The 4,534-nt window shown below is 31.5% G+C and carries 5 protein-coding genes; all 5 read right to left on the reverse strand.

The window, feature by feature from the left end; translation table 11 throughout:
* Window positions 1–125: 125 nt before the first annotated feature.
* Genes AOG55_RS07685 through AOG55_RS07705 form a run of 5 tightly spaced genes read right to left on the reverse strand, consistent with a single transcriptional unit; the run spans window position 126 to window position 4,465 of the window.
* Window positions 126–1,418 carry a DUF58 domain-containing protein gene (locus AOG55_RS07685; RefSeq protein WP_055041133.1) on the reverse strand — a complete coding sequence of 431 codons (1,293 nt, stop codon included), beginning with the start codon at window positions 1,416–1,418 and terminating at the stop codon, window positions 126–128.
* A complete protein-coding gene (locus tag AOG55_RS07690) occupies window positions 1,415–2,371 on the reverse strand; it encodes an AAA family ATPase (RefSeq protein ID WP_048100888.1) in 957 nt (318 codons plus the stop codon). Before AOG55_RS07690 ends, AOG55_RS07685 begins: the two co-directional genes overlap by 4 nt.
* Window positions 2,347–2,832, reverse strand: coding sequence for a hypothetical protein (locus tag AOG55_RS07695; RefSeq protein WP_048100887.1), 486 nt, complete (start codon window positions 2,830–2,832; stop codon window positions 2,347–2,349). The genes AOG55_RS07690 and AOG55_RS07695 overlap by 25 nt, the downstream gene beginning before the upstream one ends.
* The gene (locus AOG55_RS07700) at window positions 2,832–3,353 is read right to left on the reverse strand and encodes a hypothetical protein (RefSeq protein ID WP_052656652.1); all 522 of its coding nucleotides are present in this window, start codon (window positions 3,351–3,353) and stop codon (window positions 2,832–2,834) included. The genes AOG55_RS07695 and AOG55_RS07700 overlap by 1 nt, the downstream gene beginning before the upstream one ends.
* On the reverse strand, window positions 3,353–4,465 hold the full coding sequence (locus AOG55_RS07705) for a hypothetical protein (RefSeq protein WP_236688995.1): 1,113 nt from the start codon (window positions 4,463–4,465) through the stop codon (window positions 3,353–3,355). The genes AOG55_RS07700 and AOG55_RS07705 overlap by 1 nt, the downstream gene beginning before the upstream one ends.
* Between the last annotated feature and the right edge of the window lie 69 nt (window positions 4,466–4,534).

The following is a 4,534-nucleotide window of genomic DNA, read 5'->3' on the forward strand; positions in this document are numbered from 1 at the left end:
AATATTATGAATATTTCAATATCCAGGGAAGAGTATGTATGTAATAATAAAAAATAGGTTATAAAAATCTGTGGGGCAAATATGAATACAGAAATGGGATATAATATAAGGTTGTTGATTCTTATTTAAACCGCCCCCAGATTGATGCTTCTTGCATAATTATACTCTTCCATTATCTTGGGCAGCATGGTTTTATCCTGAACAACATCTGCCCTGTAACCCATTCTTATAATACTACCTCTGACAAGCCTGAGCCTTGAAATTTGTGATGAATAGAGCCCCCTCATTAACAAATCCTGCAGTGGTTCACTTGGATTATAATTATAGAATGATGTGTGGTCTATAATAAACATAATAACATTAAATGCATATTCTGGCTTTTTTATATTTATATCTGATGCGGTCATTACAAAGATTAATGGTTTTTTTCCTGTTCTTTTATTAAGTATTTTTATTGCAGATTCAAAATCAAAATCTCCACCGGGAAGTATTGATGCTATTTTGGTTTCAAAATCCTTAATACTATTTCCGCTTTTATCCGGTTTTATAAAATAATTGTGTTCGCTGGAATATATAAAAAATCCAACATTATCACGGTTTTTTACCATATAATATGCTGCATTTATTATATTTGTTACAGTTTTATCGTATATTTTATCATCCCCACCAAAATTCATGGAATTGCTGTAATCAAGTAAAAATATTACAGTTATTTCTCTTTCCTCCTCCATTTCCTTGACCATTAATATATCATTGGACTCATCATATCTTGTCCAAGCTATGTATCTGAAATCATCATTTTCAGTATATGGCCTGATACCGTAGAGGTCATAACCCTGGCCTGCCTTTTTTGAGTAATGGATTCCGTATGTATATATAAAACTGCTTAGCATTTCTGTTCTCTGAGACCTTATATCATTGGCTGATGGATATATTTTAATTTCCATGGTATTACAGTATTTTCTTTCAGAATATGCCAGATCGAAAATATCCCTCATGATTATGGTTATATCACCAAGTGAATATTTCCCGATGTATCTGGGCGTGATTTCATATTTTTTTGTTACAGTGGACTTTTTCCTTATTTTAATAATTCCAGAGTGATTCTCTGATATATTTAAAATGTCAAGGGCCTCATCAAAAAAATAGAAGCTTACATCGTTATTGTTATTGTTTTTAAACACAATATTAATTTCAAATGTTTTATTTTTCCTGAATATTCGTGTATTAACCTCCCTCCTTATATCTATATTTGACATATATCTTGCCGAGGAATAATTAAAGAAAATTATATCTGAAGATACAATAAAAAATAAAATTAAAGTGAATATTATGTATCCTGAATATCCTATAATTATTGATTCCAGCAGACCAGATAGAATTGCAGTTATAATTACATACCCAAGCTTTTTTATCATCTTGGAACCTCAACGGATGATAAAATATTATCTATAACCCTGAATAATATATCCTGATAATTATTTTCTCCATCAATTAGTGATTCCGGTCTAAGTATTAATCTGTGGTTAAATATCTCATGGGCCATATATATAACATCTTCAGGTATAACATAATTTCTTCCGCTAATAAGTGCATTTGCCTTAACAGCACTTAGATATTTTACAGCGGTTCTTGGGCTTGCACCAAGATAAACCATTGAATTTTCCCTTGTCTGCCTTATTATGTTTACAATGTATTCCATTATGTCATGTGATGCATAAACATTTTTAACCTCATTTTTTAGAAACTCAATATTATCAGCACCCAGTTTATAATATTCCAGGTTGTTATTCCTGCTGGTTGATTCCAGTATTTTTAATTCATCGTCCTGTGAGGGATAGGTTAAAAAATATCTAAAAAGAAACCTATCCATTAAAGCCTCTGCAAGGGGGAATGTGCCCTCCTGCTCCACAGGATTTTGTGTGGCTATAACAAAAAATGGCCTCGGCAGGGGGTATGTTACACCATAGACTGACACATGCCTTTCCTCCATTGCCTCCAGAAGGGCTGATTGAACCTTTGGAGGTGTTCTGTTAATTTCATCTGCAAGTATAATATTCGCAAACACAGGACCCTTCCGGAATTCCATTTTTTTCAATTCCAGATTGTATACCATATTGCCGGTAATATCTGATGGCAACATATCCGGTGTGAACTGTATTCTTTTAAATTCAACGCCCAGATGCTTTGAGAATTCATCGGCAAGCATTGTTTTTGCCAGTCCTGGAACGCCCTCAAGTAATATATGATTACCGGTAAGCAATGATATAAACATGAACCTTACTATTCTCCTGGAACCTATTACCTTATCACCTATTAAATCGTTTATATCATTCAATCTATCTATTAATGATATACTCTCTGCCTCCATTCCTCAAACGCCTCCTCATTTATGATATCCATTTTAATGTTTTTTAATCTCTCATAGCTTTCTATTACCTGAACAGAATAATATTCTGCCCTTTTTATAAATCTTTGCCTGCGCCTGCCTGTTGAACTGGATGCCAATCCTGCATATTTTTCATATTTCTGCATTAATTTTCTAAAATTTTTTACCTCGTTTAAAACCATATCAACATCATTTGACATTTTTGATATGTAATCTTCATACTTTTTTGAACTGATCATTGTATATTCATGAATAAATTGATTTTGTGGTATATTAAATTTTTCAGATTTTACAGAGTTTTCTGGATCTTTATACTTATATATTACGGAATTAAAACCAATTACAATTATAACAACAATAATAATTAAAAGAGGATAAAGAAAAATAAGGGATGATCTTTTGATTAAAAGCGAAATTATGTCAAGAAATAGTATAGTATACATCATTGTTGATCGTTATAAAATAATGCCATGATATCCATATAATTATAAACATCCTTAATTTTGGATATTATCTCCTCTGAATTTATATTTTCATCGAAAATACCATATCTGGCCGGTTCATAATAATTAAGGTAAAAAACGGCAAGTTTTTTTAAAGCATAAAGCTGATTAATATTCTGTTTTGTATTATCCTTTTTGTCTGGCACATCTATGCCATTTAACGCCTCAATTAATTTATTATTATTAACCAGACCCTCACCTGGTTCAACCTTTATTCCAAGATTGTTGAGCTGATTTATTATAAACTCCCTGCTTGATCCATTTTTCTTCACGCTTCCATCGAAACTCTTAATATAATCTGAAAGCACTGAATTATATCCGAAAATTATTGCATCCTTAACCTTGCCATTGCCCAACATTTTACGCATTTCTTTAATAACAGGTATGTCATCAACTGTTTTTATTTTAATCACTGTTTGCTCAATAACTTTATTACTTTTTTTATCCTTTTTAAAAATCATTATTTTTCCACCTCACTCTCTGTGGTGTATGAAATCTTGAGGTAATAAAGCATACCGTTTGTTAATTTGCCGTTTGAGGATTCTGGACTAATAATTCCGGGAGTTTTGGTAACCACCTTAATTGGACCATTTTCATATAATCCAGAATTTGGTGAATAATTATTTCCGTTCACATTGAACGCAATTGTTTTCCCATTAACTGATATGCTTGAATTATTAAGGTCATACGGGAAGTTGAATTTTATCAATACACCATTTATTGATGTCGTATTATAGGTAACTGTGGTTATATTATTTGAAACCGTATATACATCCTGGGTTAGCTGTACTGAGGCATTGGCATCGGTTATACTTAAATACTTATATGGATTTGTTGAGTTTAAATCAATGTTAATCACCTTAACCAGTATATTTCCATAATAAACATTTAATGAATTCAGACCCGCACTGGCCAGAAAGGTGTTATTGCTGATAACATTAACACCATTATAAATAACTGAAAGATTTGATGAAACATTGAGGAGGTATGCTGTTATATTTTTAACAAATGTGCCATTTGAATGTATATATTTAATAAAAGATGTGCTGACATAATGTTTATTATTGTATGTAAAAGTATAATTCCCCTCAGGGGCCTTAAAATTAAAGAATGTGCCTGAATTATTCGATTGAACATTATATTTGATATCTTCCCCATCCCTGAATATTGTAAATCCTTTAATATTAACTGATTCATTTCCATTTAATGGAAAACTTCTCAACTCAACAGTATAATTAAAATCTTTAAGCAGTGCAACGTTATCATTAACATACGTGCTTCCAGTTACATTTTTTATTATTGTTGATGTGGAATAATTATAAAATTTCGTTGTAATTTTATACTGACCTGCCTGTGGTAATCTAAATGTGAAGCTACCGTTTGCACTTGTGATGCCCGTGTAGGTTTGAGTTCGGCCATCATATGTAATATTGGCCTTAAACTGCTGACCTGACACTGGGTTGGTTCCGTTTTTATATATTATTGTTAGATTAAATTGTTTTGGTATGTTAATATCATGATGTACAATTACATCATGATTGGGATTTTCATAGGGATATGCAATGGATACCAATGGGAAAATAATTAATACCGCAATTATTACGCTTAAAACTATGAACAAATTTTTCTTATCCATTTATAA

The sequence above is a fragment of the Acidiplasma cupricumulans genome (assembly GCF_001402935.1).
Classification (GTDB): Archaea; Thermoplasmatota; Thermoplasmata; order Thermoplasmatales; family Thermoplasmataceae; genus Acidiplasma; species Acidiplasma aeolicum.

What these genes read in the sequence shown, in the direction of transcription:
- AOG55_RS07685 (WP_055041133.1), bottom strand. Translation starts at nt 1,418, where the DNA reads ATGATAAAAAAGCTTGGGTATGTAATTATAACTGCAATTCTATCTGGT.
- AOG55_RS07690 (WP_048100888.1), bottom strand. Translation starts at nt 2,371, where the DNA reads ATGGAGGCAGAGAGTATATCATTAATAGATAGATTGAATGATATAAAC.
- AOG55_RS07695 (WP_048100887.1), bottom strand. Translation starts at nt 2,832, where the DNA reads ATGTATACTATACTATTTCTTGACATAATTTCGCTTTTAATCAAAAGA.
- AOG55_RS07700 (WP_052656652.1), bottom strand. Translation starts at nt 3,353, where the DNA reads ATGATTTTTAAAAAGGATAAAAAAAGTAATAAAGTTATTGAGCAAACA.